The 15668-nt window shown below is 34.5% G+C and carries 7 protein-coding genes and 4 pseudogenes; 6 read left to right on the top strand and 5 right to left on the bottom strand.

What is annotated here, in order from left to right; genetic code table 11:
* Positions 1-77 precede the first annotated feature (77 nt).
* Together OOK92_RS08240 and OOK92_RS08235 are read left to right on the top strand one after the other, a co-directional pair.
* Positions 78-626: pseudogene (locus OOK92_RS08240) on the top strand (Rpn family recombination-promoting nuclease/putative transposase); the annotation flags it as partial.
* A 450-nt stretch (positions 627-1076) separates the two neighbouring features.
* Positions 1077-1823, top strand: a pseudogene (locus OOK92_RS08235) (reverse transcriptase N-terminal domain-containing protein); the annotation flags it as partial.
* On the opposite strand, the gene OOK92_RS08230 reads toward OOK92_RS08235, so the two are convergent.
* Positions 1785-3518, bottom strand: a complete 1734-nt coding sequence (locus tag OOK92_RS08230) for a recombinase family protein (protein WP_264735669.1) — start codon at positions 3516-3518, stop codon at positions 1785-1787. The pseudogene OOK92_RS08235 and the gene OOK92_RS08230 sit on opposite strands and share 39 nt — an antisense overlap.
* 302 nt (positions 3519-3820) lie before the next feature.
* Between OOK92_RS08230 and OOK92_RS08225 the strand changes: the two genes are divergently transcribed.
* Together OOK92_RS08225 and OOK92_RS08220 are read left to right on the top strand one after the other, a co-directional pair.
* Positions 3821-4798 carry a group II intron maturase-specific domain-containing protein gene (locus OOK92_RS08225; RefSeq protein ID WP_264735523.1) on the top strand — a complete coding sequence of 326 codons (978 nt, stop codon included), beginning with the start codon at positions 3821-3823 and terminating at the stop codon, positions 4796-4798.
* Between the two features lie 95 nt (positions 4799-4893).
* Positions 4894-5250 (top strand): annotated as a pseudogene (locus OOK92_RS08220) (Rpn family recombination-promoting nuclease/putative transposase); the annotation flags it as partial.
* Between the two features lie 10 nt (positions 5251-5260).
* Here OOK92_RS08220 and OOK92_RS08215 read toward each other — a convergent pair.
* On the bottom strand, positions 5261-6859 hold the full coding sequence (locus OOK92_RS08215) for an ABC transporter permease (RefSeq protein WP_264687949.1): 1599 nt from the start codon (positions 6857-6859) through the stop codon (positions 5261-5263).
* A gap of 268 nt (positions 6860-7127) precedes the next feature.
* On the opposite strand from OOK92_RS08215, the gene trhO reads away from it, so the two are divergent.
* Positions 7128-7934, top strand: coding sequence for an oxygen-dependent tRNA uridine(34) hydroxylase TrhO (gene trhO, locus OOK92_RS08210; protein ID WP_264735823.1), 807 nt, complete (start codon positions 7128-7130; stop codon positions 7932-7934).
* Here the strand turns inward: trhO and OOK92_RS08205 are convergent.
* On the bottom strand, positions 7890-9701 hold the full coding sequence (locus OOK92_RS08205) for a recombinase family protein (protein ID WP_264735822.1): 1812 nt from the start codon (positions 9699-9701) through the stop codon (positions 7890-7892). The genes trhO and OOK92_RS08205 overlap by 45 nt on opposite strands.
* A gap of 1125 nt (positions 9702-10826) precedes the next feature.
* Positions 10827-11806 (bottom strand): annotated as a pseudogene (locus tag OOK92_RS08200) (IS110 family RNA-guided transposase).
* A gap of 112 nt (positions 11807-11918) precedes the next feature.
* On the opposite strand from OOK92_RS08200, the gene OOK92_RS08195 reads away from it, so the two are divergent.
* On the top strand, positions 11919-12059 hold the full coding sequence (locus OOK92_RS08195) for a hypothetical protein (protein WP_264735821.1): 141 nt from the start codon (positions 11919-11921) through the stop codon (positions 12057-12059).
* A 654-nt stretch (positions 12060-12713) separates the two neighbouring features.
* Here the strand turns inward: OOK92_RS08195 and OOK92_RS08190 are convergent.
* The gene (locus OOK92_RS08190) at positions 12714-15602 is read right to left on the bottom strand and encodes a peptidase M2 (RefSeq protein ID WP_264735820.1); all 2889 of its coding nucleotides are present in this window, start codon (positions 15600-15602) and stop codon (positions 12714-12716) included.
* Positions 15603-15668: the final 66 nt, after the last annotated feature.

The following is a 15668-nucleotide window of genomic DNA, read 5'->3' as shown; positions in this document are numbered from 1 at the left end:
AGAAACTAGCTATCTTCAAAAATATAGTTGAATAATTGTTAATAATAGTGTATAATTATTAATATTTTCCAAGCATTATGGCTCTTTCAAAATTTCTCGATCCTCGCAATGATTTGTGTTTCAAAAAAATCTTTGGAACGGAAAAAAATAAGAATATCCTTATTCACTTTTTGAACGATATTTTAGGATTTGCTGAGGCAAGTGCAATACAAGAAGTAGAATTCTTAAGTACTATCATGGATCCCGAAATTGCCTCTGATAAACAAAGTATTGTTGATGTTCTCTGCAAGGATTCTATTGGTAATAGGTTTGTGATTGAGATGCAACTGGCTCGTGATAAAGGTTTTGAGAAACGCGCTCAACTATATGCTGCTAAGGCTTACTCAAGACAATTAGATAAATCTGGCAACTACATTGATTTAAAGAAAGTCTTCTTTATTGCTATTTCCAATTGTAACTTACTTCCTGAAGAAGTTGGTTATATCTCTACTCATAATATACGTGATATAAAAACCAACGGCCATTACTTAAAAGATTTTCAATTTGTCTTTATTGAGTTACCTAAATTTACAAAAAGCAAAGTAGAACAGCTAGAAAGCATAGTAGATCGTTGGCTATTTTTCTTTAGTGCGACCTGGAAGGTCATGGTTTTGTGGTGGTTAAATTCCATCTTCCCAGACATCAGGGATAATGTATATCTCACATTTCAAAGAGTGGCAACCTCTGGGATGCAAGCATGAGATAAAAGCAGGTAACACTAAATCTCGTGGTGAATCCCTGCAAACAGAGTTAGATATGATTACGAGAGAAACCTATGTTTGAATTGTCGTCAAAGCATAATATGCGAAAAGAGATTGAACTACGCATAGACCAAAATGGTACGAAGCAAAAAGGGAACTAAAGATTGAAGACTTTAGTTATTGATGTTCCAAGCTTCCGGCAAATAGTAGGAATCTAAGTTTAACGTGAAACGAAGCCATGGAACAGAGTAACCACATAGAAGCTCTTATATTCATTAAAATATAAGTAAGTAGCCAGCCACAAGCTACTATGTGGAAGGATTGTTTAAGAAGCTAATGCCCAAAGTAATATCTGGGATATGCAGACGTAAACACTTTAATTTGGAAGGTAAAGTGGTGAATAGTAGTGAATATGTTATGGACCAGCAAAAAGTTAGGTATGAATGGAATGGAATTCCTTGGCGCAAGCTAAAGAAATCTTCATTTAAGCTACAAAAACGAATTTACCAAGCTTCTAAATGTAATGATATCAAAAAGATGCATAATCTTCAGAGATTATTACTCAAATCAACAAGTGCAAAAACACTCGCTGTTAAGAAAGTAACACAGGACAATAGGGGGAAGAAGACTGCAGGTATTGATGGAAAAGCTAACCTTAATCAAAAAGAAAGATTACAACTATCATATTTTTTAGATATAAAAGAAAAAGCAAAGCCATCAAGACGTGTCTGGATTCCAAAATCTGGTAAGCCATCGGAGCATCGCCCACTTGGTATACCCACTATATCGTGTCGAGCAAAACAAACACTTGTAAAAATGGCTTTAGAACCAGAATGGGAGGCAAAACTTGAGCCAAACACTTATGGTTTTAGACCTGGTAGATCATGTCATGATGCAATTGAAGCCATATTTGATGTGCTAAAACAGAAAACAGCATATGTATTAGATGCTGATATTTCTGGATGCTTTGACAATATTAACCATAATAAATTGCTTGAAAAGCTCAATACCACACCAACATTAAAGAAAATCATAAAAGGATGGTTAGGAGCTGGTGTTATGGAAGATGGAAAGCTTCAATCCACAAAACGTGGTACAATTCAAGGAGGGACGATTACCCCGCCAACAATGTTGCAAATTTTTCTTTTCTTCTCGATTATTTCCAGGAGAGTTTGGTAGCTCTTTTACACGAAATACCACATTTACGTCCTCAAGGTTAATTTCAATTCTCTTGACTAACGTTCTAATAATATCACGTTTAGTTAGCCAGTCTGCGTTATCAAGGTTTGATGTAATATTGGAAGAAAAGTCTTCTAAATTGGTTACAACCAAAGTTAATTCCTGTTTTAATTTCTTTTGATCGAATATCCTTTTCTTCTCCTCTTCAATTGTTTTTAAACTTTGTTTCATTGCTTTAATTCGTGGTTCAAATTCTTCTTGATTAATATATTCTTGAGCATAACTATCAATAAGTCTAGCAATACCACGTTTTAATTTATTTTCTTGTTTCTCTAGTAAATCGCTTTTTTGATCCCATGATGATTTTTTAAGCTCTGAAAGTCTACGCCTGTATTCTTCTAAAACCCTATTTGGATTTTTCAATAAATGCTTAACCTCTTCCCAAACGGCTGTTTCTAATGCATCTGTACGAATGTGTTTATTATCACAAATTTTATTACCACCAAAACGGTAAGAATCTCTACCAATACAACGATAATAAGCATAATGATCAATTTTTTCTCCTCGCTTATTTCTTACAGGACTTCCGTAATATGCATAACGACAACGCTTACATACGATTAAACCTTGTAGTAAATATTTTGCTCCTCTTTCTCTTGTCCTTGCTATTTTTCTATTCTCAGCTAATTGTTCTTGAACTATATCAAATACATCTTCGTCCACTATATTTGGCACTTTAACATAAATCCAATTTGCTTTTTCAACAGAATAGGTAGAGTAATTATCTTTCGGTTGTTCACAAGAATGTTTCTGTGGTCTGATATGTTGTAACTTTATACCTACTTTTGTTTTACCAAAAGCCGCTTGTCCTTTGTAAGCAGGATTTTTTAACATACCCCAAATCACACTTCTATCCCAGTACTTTTTTCCTGTTCGTGTTATAATAGACATAGTGTTTAGCCGACGACACACTTCCCCAATACTTGTCCTTTCTCTTCCTATCCACAAAAATACTTTCCTAACAACATTAGCTTCTTCTTCGTTTATTTCAAATAAAGCTTGTCCTCCTCCCATATATTTATCTATATAACGATAACCATAAGGAGCTCCTCCCATTACGCTTACACAACCTTTATTAGCTGCATAAATCTTTCCGCGACGACTTCGTTCCATAATTTTCGCTCGTTCATATTCTGCTATCATACCTTGCATTTGTAACAGCAATTGAGATTCTGGATTATCGTTAATCTCATAATTTAAGAAAACCGTTTCTGCTCCTGCTTTCTCAAATTCTTCAAGTAATACCATTTGATATGCATATTTTCTAGATAAGCGATCAGGTGAATGAATGTAAATTCTATCAATTTTACCTTCTGTTACTTTATCACGTAACTTTTCTAGATCAGGACGGACTAGATTAGATCCACTGTAGCCATTATCAATAAATTTATACTCACTTAATAATTTGTATCCATCCGTACTAATTTGCTTCTCTAAAGCTGCAACTTGACTTGCTATTGTATTTTCTTGTGCTTGTTTCCCCGAAGAAACTCTTGCATATAAACTCACTGTTACCATTTGATCCTCCTTGAATCCCATTTTTATGTTTTAAATTTTTTTGGCTTACTTGCTTTGACACGGCTTTTTCATAAGCATCTAACAAATACTTTTCTGCCAACCGGTTAGTTTCATAGCTACAGCTAATCCGTATAGCTAATCTCTTATTTCCCATGAACTTTCCTTGAAATAATATGTTCATATCATTCATTGAAACTGATGGTTAATTGATTGTTGGCACTATAAATAAATGGCACTCTTGTTTTTGGACATAGAAGTTTTCGAGAAATGCTTTTCTCTAATTTTACGTTTTTTGCAACATTGTTGGCGGGGTAATCTCACCGTTGCTAGCTTGTGTTGCATTACACGGATTAGAGCAACATGTCAAAAAAGCATTAACAAACGAACTCTTTCAATGCATGAAAAGAAAATATGGTAGGATATCGCATAGAAACGCGCAAAAGTCTATTAGTGTAATTTTCTACTGTGATGATTTTGTCATCATACATGAAAACGAAGAGATTATTCTTAAAGCAAAAATTTTAGTTGAAGAATGGTTAGAAACCATTGGACTAAAATTAAAGCCCTCTAAAACAAGAGTTTCTCATACATTAAGAACCATTGACGAAACAAAACCAGGATTTGATTTTCTTGGATTTTCAATAAGACAATATCCAATAAAAGAAAGTAAGAAAGGTTACAAGTTATTAATCAAACCAAGTCGTAATTCTATAAAACAGCATACACTAGCTATTAAACATAAACTCAGAGAAATGCGTGGAGCACCACAAGAACGGGTGATAAAGGATCTCAATCCAATAAACAGAGGATGGAGTCAATATTACTCCTCGGTAGTTTCATGTAAAATCTTTAGCTCATTGGATAATATTATGCATAGAAAACTCTGGAAGTGGGCAGTTTTTAGGCACCCAAACAAAGGGAGATGCTGGATAAAAAGAAAGTACTTTAAGAAGTATAATAACGAAAACTGGCGCTTTATGACAAGTAACAAGGTACGTCTTACTATACACAGCGATCATGTTATTAAACGACATATCAAAGTGCAAAAAACCAGATCCCCATATGATGGTGATTGGGTATATTGGGGTAAACGTCTGAGAAAAATACCAGATAAGCCACTAGGAGTAATAAAATTATTGAGGTTGCAACAAAGTAAATGCGATAATTGTAGACTATGGTTTAAAAGTGATGATACAATAGAAATACATCACAAAGACCGGAATAGACGAAACAATATGATCACAAACTTATCTTTGTTACATGGACATTGTCACGATGAATTACACAGGAGGTGTGCATGAAAAGCACCAAATTAGAGAGAAGCCGTATGAGGCGCAAAGTCTCACGTACGGTTTTGCAGTCGAGTGAGGAAGGGCGACCTTCTTCACTTAGACAACAATACGCAGAAGAAACAACAGAAGAGGACTTAAAAGAGATAGCAGAAAAAGCGCCAATAATAAAGCTAGCATATGATGAATTAGACAAGTTTCGTTGGAACGAAAAAGATTTAGTAGCTTACGAAGAAAGAATAATGGATCTACGGAAAGAAGAAGCCATTCTTGAATACAGACTTGATCTTGCTGAAGAGAAAGGTATACAAAAAGGTATAGAGAAAGGAAAAATTGAAGGGAAAATTGAAGGGAAAATTGAAGTCGCAAAAGCAATGCTGGCTAATAATGTTGATGTCAACACTATTGTCAAGTTTACTGGCCTTTCTATTAGTGAGATTGAAGAATTAAGTGGAAATCTGTGAACGGTTACGTTTATTTTTTATCCTTATCATCAAGTGTAAATAAGGTTATTGTAGAGATTAAGCCTATTATAACTATTATCAACGAAAATGGGGCAGCTTCTCTATAGCGCTCATCGCTTACAAGTTCATATATTCTAGTTGATATAGTTTCAAAACTAAATGGTCTTATAATGAGTGTTGCTGTGAGCTCCTTGATAGTATCCATAAATACGAGCAAAAATCCCGATAATATACTCTTCTTGATGAGAGGGATATGAACATTCAAACATGTGGAAATAGGCCCATGACCCATGGTATATGCAGTCCACTCAATTTCATTTGGTGTTTTTTTGAGCCCTGATTCTACCGCCTTGAAAGATATAGCAAAAAAACGAAATAAATATGAGTAAACTAATGCGCCAATAGTTCCTACCAAGCTAATTTCCACAATATATTGAGTAATGAAAGAAGATATTCTGCTTAAAAATATTATTATGCTAATTGCGATAATTGCATTTGGAATTGCGTAGCCTAAAGAAATGAGACGTGCTACATTATTGATTACCTTACTTTTACGCGCCGTATATCCAATCATTATTGCAATGCTAATTGAGATTAATGCGGTGATAAATGATAAACTAACGCTATTTGCTATTATATTATAGAACCTTGCTTCGTATATGAAAAACCCCTTCTCTATGCTCCAATATATGAGCGGAATCATTGGCAAAATAAAACCTATTAATATCGGCAATACACACATAAGATAAGCAAAGATCAATGGTATAGTGCCACTTACACTCCGTTTGTTGTGATAATCTGCATTAGCGTTGATTGAAGAGTAAGATATTCCTTTTTTTTGTAGTTTCTTTTCGATAGCTATTAGTGTTGCAACGAAAATCAATTCTGCAACTGCTAAAACAGTAGTTGAATATTTATCATGCAGTAAAAACCAGGTGCGATATATTCCTGTCGTAAAAGTATCGATAGCAAGAAACTGTGGTGTGCCGAAATCCGTAATTACCTCCATTAGTACCAAGGACAACCCAGCTATAATTGATGGACGTATGGAAGGTATGATGACAGAAAACAGGCTCTGTAATGAGGAGAACCCAAGTGTTGACGCAATAGTGACTGAGTTACTAACATTCTTTAGACTTGAGCGGACTAGCATATAAACGTATGGATATAAACTAAATCCCATTACTAATATTCCACCACCTAGGGATTTTATTTCAGGAAACCAATAGTCACCTTTGCTCCACTCTAAAATGTCTCTTAATGAGCTCTGCACCGGACCTGAAAATTCTAGTGTATTTACATAGACGAACGCTACTATATATCCAGGAATCGATATCGGAAAGAACAAAGCAATCTCAAAAATTTTACTTCCAGGAAATGAAAAAAATGTGGTGAGCCATGCTGGAATCACTCCAAATATGAAGGATATCCCCCCCACTCCTATCATCAAAATTAGCGTACTCAGTATATATTCAGGGAAAAGTGTGCTGATTACCCATCCAGAATTTGCTGATTCTGTAAATAGAATCGATATTAACGATAGTATAGGACAGACGAATAATATACTTACTAAAAATAAGAATATATTTTTAAATACTCTCAAAAACATTAATTTGGATCTATATTTGATATTAAAATGTTATATGTAAAAACTGAAGATATCCAGTAATTATAGCTAACCCAAGAAAGGTTTCCCTACGTCATACCGCGATTCATTCGCGGTATCTCAGCATAGATTCCGCTAACGAGTAGCGGAATGACGAATTTGTTGTTTTTCAAATTGTAGGTAAACCCAAGCCACTTTAGCTATAACAGCCGTACTATTGAATATCTTTATAATTTTGTATATCATGTTTTTAGTTGATAAGTGAATAATCATGAGCTTCGTCATTGCAACTTTCTATCACTTTGTAGAACTCTCTAATTATTATGACATGAAAGACGAAATAAAAACTGCATGCGACGACATTGAATTAAAGGGTACTATACTCCTTGCAGAAGAGGGTATTAATGCAACCGTATCTGGTGAAAGAAACGCGATTGATAAAATATTCGATTTTCTACGTTCTGATTATAGGCTAAGGGACCTTACATGGAAAGAGAGTGCAGCAGAATATCAACCATTTAGCAAGATGAAGGTAAAATTAAAAAGAGAGATTGTGAATCTTGGTGTAGGCAATCTTGATATTTCCCTTAAGGGTAAATATGTTGATCCAGAGCATTGGGATGATTTTACTTCTCAACCTGACGTTTTAGTAATAGATACACGAAATGAGTATGAAGTGAAATTAGGCAAGTTTAAAAATGCAATCAATCCACATACTCAGCGTTTTCGCGATTTTCCTGAGTGGGCAAAGTCTTTCTCTGAGAGTAAAGACCTGAAAGTAGCTATGTACTGCACTGGTGGGATTAGATGCGAAAAATCAACAGCGTACATGAAAAATCTTGGATTTAACAATGTATACCACCTGAAAGGCGGCATTCTTTCTTACCTTGAAAAAACTTATAATAAAAATGGTAATTGGAAAGGTGAGTGTTTTGTTTTTGATGATAGAATTGCTGTTGATAACTCACTTACTCCAAGCAACACAATAAAATGCATACTCTGCTCAAATCAAGTTTCAACGGACAAGCTGAAGTCAGTTCCACGTGGCCAAGTGGTTTGTTTCAACTGTAAACTTTAGTGTTATAGCTATAATAAATAAAACATCATGCCGCTGCAGTTGTATGCACGTTGTGATTTGAGAGCAACCTCTACTAGAAAGGGTGTCATTACCCCGCCAACAATGTTGCAAATTTTTCTTTTCTTCTCGATTATTTCCAGGAGAGTTTGGTAGCTCTTTTACACGAAATACCACATTTACGTCCTCAAGGTTAATTTCAATTCTCTTGACTAACGTTCTAATAATATCACGTTTAGTTAGCCAGTCTGCGTTATCAAGGTTTGATGTAATATTGGAAGAAAAGTCTTCTAAATTGGTTACAACCAAAGTTAATTCCTGTTTTAATTTCTTTTGATCGAATATCCTTTTCTTCTCCTCTTCAATTGTTTTTAAACTTTGTTTCATTGCTTTAATTCGTGGTTCAAATTCTTCTTGATTAATATATTCTTGAGCATAACTATCAATAAGTCTAGCAATACCACGTTTTAATTTATTTTCTTGTTTCTCTAGTAAATCGCTTTTTTGATCCCATGATGATTTTTTAAGCTCTGAAAGTCTACGCCTGTATTCTTCTAAAACCCTATTTGGATTTTTCAATAAATGCTTAACCTCTTCCCAAACGGCTGTTTCTAATGCATCTGTACGAATGTGTTTATTATCACAAATTTTATTACCACCAAAACGGTAAGAATCTCTACCAATACAACGATAATAAGCATAATGATCAATTTTTTCTCCTCGCTTATTTCTTACAGGACTTCCGTAATATGCATAACGACAACGCTTACATACGATTAAACCTTGTAGTAAATATTTTGCTCCTCTTTCTCTTGTCCTTGCTATTTTTCTATTCTCAGCTAATTGTTCTTGAACTATATCAAATACATCTTCGTCCACTATATTTGGCACTTTAACATAAATCCAATTTGCTTTTTCAACAGAATAGGTAGAGTAATTATCTTTCGGTTGTTCACAAGAATGTTTCTGTGGTCTGATATGTTGTAACTTTATACCTACTTTTGTTTTACCAAAAGCCGCTTGTCCTTTGTAAGCAGGATTTTTTAACATACCCCAAATCACACTTCTATCCCAGTACTTTTTTCCTGTTCGTGTTATAATAGACATAGTGTTTAGCCGACGACACACTTCCCCAATACTTGTCCTTTCTCTTCCTATCCACAAAAATACTTTCCTAACAACATTAGCTTCTTCTTCGTTTATTTCAAATAAAGCTTGTCCTCCTCCCATATATTTATCTATATAACGATAACCATAAGGAGCTCCTCCCATTACGCTTACACAACCTTTATTAGCTGCATAAATCTTTCCGCGACGACTTCGTTCCATAATTTTCGCTCGTTCATATTCTGCTATCATACCTTGCATTTGTAACAGCAATTGAGATTCTGGATTATCGTTAATCTCATAATTTAAGAAAACCGTTTCTGCTCCTGCTTTCTCAAATTCTTCAAGTAATACCATTTGATATGCATATTTTCTAGATAAGCGATCAGGTGAATGAATGTAAATTCTATCAATTTTACCTTCTGTTACTTTATCACGTAACTTTTCTAGATCAGGACGGACTAGATTAGATCCACTGTAGCCATTATCAATAAATTTATACTCACTTAATAATTTGTATCCATCCGTACTAATTTGCTTCTCTAAAGCTGCAACTTGACTTGCTATTGTATTTTCTTGTGCTTGTTTCCCCGAAGAAACTCTTGCATATAAACTCACTGTTACCATTTGATCCTCCTTGAATCCCATTTGGCTTTGTTGCATCGCTACTTATGAAAGGCTAACTATAGCTAGGATTATAAGCAACCTATTGAAAATCTTGTTTTTTTGCAATCAATCTGATCAAATTTAAGAATAGTAATTTATTATTTATATTAATAAACTTAATTCTATTGAAAATAGCTAAAGCATTGAAATTCTTGAATTTTAGCCGGATTAGTGAGTGGTAGTGAAATTTCTTTTACTCAAATTTAGGTATTCACTGACCGTTCTTGTTATAAATACCAGAATAATAAGCTACTGATATTCTCCATCTTTTTTATCTTTAATCCATCATAGCTAGCGATGCAACAAAGCCATCCCATTTTTATGTTTTAAATTTTTTTGGCTTACTTGCTTTGACACGGCTTTTTCATAAGCATCTAACAAATACTTTTCTGCCAACCGGTTAGTTTCATAGCTACAGCTAATCCGTATAGCTAATCTCTTATTTCCCATGAACTTTCCTTGAAATAATATGTTCATATCATTCATTGAAACTGATGGTTAATTGATTGTTGGCACTATAAATAAATGGCACTCTTGTTTTTGGACATAGAAGTTTTCGAGAAATGCTTTTCTCTAATTTTACGTTTTTTGCAACATTGTTGGCGGGGTAATCCCGCTGCTTGTTAGCGGGATCTATGTTAAGAGATACCGCGAATGAATCGCGGTATGACGTAGGAATGAATCGCGGTATGACGTAGGACTGCTGTCATCCCAGTGCTCCTTTTTTTGTCATCCCAGTGCTTGACACTGGAATCTAGCGAACTTTGCTCGCAAACGAACTTAATGGATAAATACCAAACTTTACACTAAAACATAATACTATAGCGGAATTACATGCAAAATGGATCCCAGTGTCTGGGCACTGGGATGACAGGAGATACCGTCTTGTTAGTCAACAAAAAAATTATAAAAATTTCCCAAGTTGCATCATAAAATCAAAAAATACTTCCAATTGTGTAACAGTACACAGATTATAGTTAGTGGATATGTTGATAAGTAAATTAGTTTTATACGCACAAAACAGATGAAGTTTACTTATCAACATATCCACTAACCAACAACATTCAATAAATTTGTGTAAGATACCACTTTACATAAGATAGATAGGAAGCATTTTTGATTTTAAAGTACTAAACCTTCAGTCAACCTCCTAGCCCTGTAGTTTTTGATATGGTTAGGATCAAAAGCACTTTTGGATGTCAGAATACCGAAAATGATATGGAGTAGCTTACGCATTGCAGCACCAACGATGGCCATATTATGCTTACCCTTTTCCTTTAATCTTTGGCAAAAGCTCATAATGATAGGATTGTGATTCTTAGCTACTATGGCAGGAAAGAAAAGTGCCTTACGTAATGTTTGTGAACCGGATTTACTTAATCTGGGTTTGGCATATACAGAGGAACCTGACGTCATATTTCGTGGTATAACTCCTGTATATGCTGCCAATTGCCTGGCATCTCTAAAAACCTCTATATCAGAAACTTCAGCTAAAATAGCTATTGCTGATTCTTCTCCTATGCCTGGAATAGTCAATAGAAGTTGAAAATTTTCCAACAATTCTTTGTGTTGATTTAATAGTTCACGTACGGAGTTTTTTATTGTTTCTATTTTTTGAGCTATATTCATTGCAAGGTCTTCCCAAGCATTTGCAACTTCTTTAGGCAGTCTCTCTTTTTTTTCTAAGTGGTTATTTACTAATGTTAACTCATCTTTTAACGCAACTGAGCAACGATAAAGATGTTTTAATTTTTTCATTTCAGGAGAAGGTGGTGTCCAACTAGAAGGTTCCTGTCTTTGGCAATAATCAGCAATAACTTCTGCATCGGTCTGATCATTCTTTTGTCGTATCAGCTTACTCCTTGCATAAGATTTTATGCAATAAGGATTTACAACACTTACAAAATGTCCAGCATTGTGTAGAAATTCAGCCAGTGCTTCGCTATAACAACCAGTAGATTCCATGCAGGTTTTTACTTTTTCTACATTATGTTTGTGTAGAAAATTCAGTAGACTTTGAAACCATCGTTCTTAAAGCTTCTTTTTCTAGTTTCACGCTTTCCTTTTTTGCTTATAAATGAGAGAAAAACATCTGACAAGATACAAGAAGAAGGCTACTTTCATGACATCATCATAAAGTAAAATGAGATCCCAGTGTTAGCTACTTGGATGACAGGGGAAGGTATTAGGATGACACCGTCATAAGGTGAACCAGTGCTCCTTTTTTTGTCATCCCAGTGCGTGACACTGGGATGGCTTTGTTGCATCGCTACTTATGAAAGGCTAACTATAGCTAGGATTATAAGCAACCTATTGAAAATCTTGTTTTTTTGCAATCAACCTGATCAAATTTAAGAATAGTAATTTATTATTTATATTAATAAACTTAATTCTATTGAAAATAGCTAAAGCATTGAAATTCTTGAATTTTAGCCGGATTAGTGAGTGGTAGTGAAATTTCTTTTACTCAAATTTAGGTATTCACTGACCGTTCTTGTTATAAATACCAGAATAATAAGCTACTGATATTCTCCATCTTTTTTATCTTTAATCCATCATAGCTAGCGATGCAACAAAGCCCACTGGGATCCAGAAGACTTAATTTCAACCAAATAATAAAGGCTAGATCCCAGTGGGCTTTGTTGCATCGCTACTTATGAAAGGCTAACTATAGCTAGGATTATAAGCAACCTATTGAAAATCTTGTTTTTTTGCAATCAATCTGATCAAATTTAAGAATAGTAATTTATTATTTATATTAATAAACTTAATTCTATTGAAAATAGCTAAAGCATTGAAATTCTTGAATTTTAGCCGGATTAGTGAGTGGTAGTGAAATTTCTTTTACTCAAATTTAGGTATTCACTGACCGTTCTTGTTATAAATACCAGAATAATAAGCTACTGATATTCTCCATCTTTTTTATCTTTAATCCATTATAGCTAGCGATGCAACAAAGCCATCCCAGACTGGGATGACAAGAAGAGGGCAGTGCCCTCCCTGTATGTATTAGATGTAGGCTGAGTTATGATCGTGATAAACATGATCGCTTGCGCAATCGAACATTTTCGCAAAGCCATTCTCTAGATAAAGATTATATTCGTTATGTTGACCTGAAAATATAGTGCTATCTTGCGTTTCTAAGTTGAAATAACTTGAATCTGACAGCAACTCATAGTTTAAGTTGTCTATTTTGGTAATGCTACTTATCACTTTACCATTATCATTATTAGATATAGCTAGATCATAATGATTGCCATCCTTCATTATTTTGATGGATACCTTATCCTCAGGTAACACTATAAGTTTCTTTGCGCCACTATCGTGGATTACGAATTTGCCTTTTTCAAAATAGTATTTGTCTTCTGGCAAAGCACCAACCCTATATCCTGATTCAGCCAATTTGTGCCAAAACTTTAACACAGATTGCTTTTCCGCTCCTTCTGCTCTATTATACAAGGCTTTCACATCATTATAATCTATGATTACATTTGCCTTGTGCTTTCCTTCTACATCTCGATCATAGCTCTTTTCTATTTTCAAGATTGTGTCTTTCAACACTACCTGCTCTTTCTCCTCCACTAAAGATGCTCTTTTCGTTCTTGTTAAACTTTGTGATGAAATTGACTGATCAGACTGCATTTCATCTTCTCTGATAACAGCTTGTTCTTCAGAGGCTTGTGCAATAACATTAGTAGTTCTATGTGAAGTATCAACTTCTGCATCAACTTTACCTACACTTGTTTGTTGTGCTGGACTTTCGGTTTGCTTCTCTTGTGTGAATATTCTCTGATAGTCCGTGTAGCCTCTATTAGTATCACCGATATCGCCATCACCTTGATCGAAAGTTATTTTTTTACTTCCATTCCCCATGTCCTCAATTTCAACTTGAGGAGAAACAGATGCGAGGAAATCGTTATAACTGTAGTTGTAGTCAGCAGAAAAGAATATTTTCCCTTTGAAGTTATGGAAATTATTAGATAACATTCCAATTTCTTCATCAGTATCACCATCAAATAGTTTTACTTTAGTGAAATATGCTTGATCTTTTATTCTAACTATTTCACCGCTAGAGTTTCTTTGTATTTGGTAATCATTTGGATCGTACTTTATAGCAAAAAGTTTGCCAGAGCCATATTTCTCTAAGTTTATAAGGCCCACATTTACATGTTTATGGGAATAATCTCTCTTCTCATATTCATGTGCAAATATTGGATCTATATATCTATATTCATCTGGTATGCCATTATACTCTCTCCCTTCAGAATCAGATGGTGCTAACTTATATTGTCCATCCTTTTGCACTAACTTTAGATGAGTAACTTTTTCAGGTAACTCATAGCGCACATTTTTTCCGTGATCATGAATGAACAAGTTACTTCCATTTGTAATTTCACCTCTTTCATTTTTCACCTCTTCGGTAATATAAAAGCCCATATTTTTGAATTCATGTAAGCGCTCGTCTCCTTGCTTTACAACCGCTTCGTATACATCGTCGTCTGTCCTGTCGGTTCCCTTATTATCCAGTAGTTTTCCTTTTTCCACGATTACTCCATTTGCCTTTTGCTCATCAGAATATTGTGCATGCTTTGAATCCTGATGATTCAAAATTTTGGTACCTCTAAGGAGCAGAGAATCTAAATCTTTTTGGATGTGTCCAGTGCTAGGATGCAACAATTCATTTTCATGTAAATGTGCTTCATCAAAGTATTCATCGCGTTCAACTGTTCTGCCATCTATCAGAGAAGCTTTATAATGACCATTTTCTTTTGTAACCGCCATATAAGCACCACCATCATATTGAACATTTAAGTTGTGCAATATGTCCTCAAAAACAAAAGTTTCTTTAGTTTGGCCTTCAACTTGCTTAAAAAATCCTGATTCGCTCAATAATTCTCCAAGCTTTGTATTTCCGTCATATATAGACAGTGCACCCATATCTCCTTGACCATGAGCTTGCATAGAAAAAATCTTACCTTCTTGTAGATTAATGTGAGTACCTCTGATTAAGTTTGAATCGATATTGATCATCTCTTCTAACATCTTTTCTACGTCGATGTTCTGAGTTGACTTTAACTGTTTTGAACCAGTGCTTATCATCTCATCGAGCAAGGAACTTTTCAATTCTTCATATCGAGAGGAAGAATTAATGAAATTATATTGTTCCAAAAGTTTTTCATAAGAAATCTCTTGCTTATGGTATTTTTCACCTACTTCAGCGGATTCCTTACGAATCTGCTCATCCATATTTTCTAATCTCTCATCATAAGTCTTTTTTAAATTCTCATCATAATTTGACAATGTCCTTAAAGCCTGATTTTTATACTCTAAACTGTTTTGGTATTCATTACCTTGTTGGTCAGAGTAAGTCAGCTTAACCTGCCCATCAGCAGTTTTTACTGCCTTTAAGAAATGATATTCCTTTGATATATCGAGGTTATCATTTGTTGCCCTATTAACAGCGCGAGCAACATCATGAAATGCAACATGTTCTACAGGAGAAAAACTTCCAACGTTTTCTCCATCTATTTTTTCTATATTTGCTTTATAGTAGGATATGTTTTTAATTTCTCCACCCACTATTTCTTGACCAGTTGCTATAAAATCTCCTTTTGTAACTTGTAGGGCATTAATTTCTTCCATAGCAGTTTCTGTATCATTCTCAGCAAGCCAACTTTTGAAGTCAGCATCATGTCCTTTTATGTCTTTCAAGAAACTTTTTGACTCATCTGAGTTACCTTGACGTAAAGCATCTAGGTAGTCTCTTAATAAACTAGGATCTTTTTCCTGTAAGTACATTATCAACGCATGACCTGTTTTATAAACCAGGCTATTTGCTTCGCTGTCCTTTGAATCAACTATGTTTTTTTTTAATTTTTCATTTGTATAATTTTGCAACTTTACCCAACCATATAGATAATAAAAACCCGTTTGTCATAGGAACAGAATTCTATATCAAACAGC

The sequence above is a fragment of the Wolbachia endosymbiont (group A) of Rhinocyllus conicus genome, from assembly GCF_947250775.1.
Lineage (GTDB): Bacteria > Pseudomonadota > Alphaproteobacteria > Rickettsiales > Anaplasmataceae > Wolbachia.
Note: the sequence above shows the minus strand (reverse complement) of the source record. Positions and strands in the feature narration are given on the sequence as shown.